2 protein-coding genes are annotated in these 1,090 nt (G+C 65.6%); one reads left to right on the top strand and one right to left on the bottom strand.

Going from position 1 to position 1,090, the window contains the following annotated elements:
- A partial coding sequence (locus tag AB0I52_RS32840; protein ID WP_363078834.1) for an NAD(P)-binding domain-containing protein occupies positions 1 to 404 on the bottom strand: 404 nt, incomplete at its 3' end.
- Between the two features lie 170 nt (positions 405 to 574).
- Here AB0I52_RS32840 and AB0I52_RS32835 point away from each other — a divergent pair.
- Positions 575 to 1,048 carry a MarR family winged helix-turn-helix transcriptional regulator gene (locus tag AB0I52_RS32835; protein ID WP_363078832.1) on the top strand — a complete coding sequence of 158 codons (474 nt, stop codon included), beginning with the start codon at positions 575 to 577 and terminating at the stop codon, positions 1,046 to 1,048.
- Positions 1,049 to 1,090: the final 42 nt, after the last annotated feature.

Below are 1,090 nucleotides of genomic sequence, written 5' to 3'. Positions count from 1 at the left end.
GTCCGGGCGGGAAGGTGGTTGAAGGCCTTCACGATCTGGGCGCCGGGCAGGACCTCGGCCGCATACCGCGAGGAGAGCCGGCCCTTGAGGATGTCGCCCGCGTTGGGCGCGTAGTGCGCGTTGGTGGTGTCGACGACGATCTTCCCGTTCCAGTCGGGCAGGGCGTTGCCGAACGTCTCGACCGCGCCGAACGGGATGGCCATGAAGATGACGTCGCTCGCCAGTGCCTCAGTGAGCGTCACGGCCCGGACTGTAGAGCCCCAGGAAGCGGCGAGTTCGCTGATCGAGCGCGGTCCGCGGGTGTTGGCGATGCTTACCTCGACTCCGGCCCGGACGAAAAGGTGCGCCAGCGCCGAACCGATGTTTCCGGTGCCCACGATGGCGTAGCGGGTGTCTGTAGACATGTGTTTTTCCAGTTCCAGTCGATTGCTGAGGGCTGTGGAGACGGCAGAGCGGCTTCGTCGCCGCGTTCCTGTCGGCGGCGCCCACCTCCGCCGGCCAATGTGGTTGATGTGTTAACCAAACCCTATGGTGACCTGGTTAACATGTCAACCAAAGCGGTAGGGTGGACTTCATGGATGAACCGCGATGGCTGGACGAGCGTGAACAGCGAGCTTGGCGCAGCCTCATGAAGATGCAGGCCGGCCTGTCCGAACACATCGAGCGGCAGCTGCGCACCCACAGCGGGCTGTCCGCCGCCGACTACCAGGTGCTGGCCCACCTGTCCGAGGCACCCGAGGGGCGCCTGAGGTCGTTCGCACTCGGGGATGTGCTGCAATGGGAGAAGAGCCGCCTGTCGCAGCATCTGACGCGCATGCAGAACCGCGACCTCATCCGCCGCGAGCGATGCGCGACCGACCAGCGAGGGGCAGTCGTGGTCATCACCGAACAGGGCCGCACCCTCATCGAGGCAGCCGCCCCGCTCCACCTGGCTGACGTACGCAATGTGCTGATCGACCACATGACCCCCGCACAGATGGACCTTCTGATCGAATTGGGGGACCAGGTGGAGGCGCGACTCGCCGTGGTCGATCAGAAGCCGGGATGAGCCCTTGCGTACCCGCCGGGATGAGCCCTTGCGTACCCGCCG

It is taken from the genome of Streptomyces sp. NPDC050423 (genome assembly GCF_040655445.1).
GTDB lineage: Bacteria > Actinomycetota > Actinomycetes > Streptomycetales > Streptomycetaceae > Streptomyces.
The sequence above is the reverse complement of the archived record's forward strand: the minus strand, read 5'-3'. Positions and strand labels throughout refer to the sequence as shown.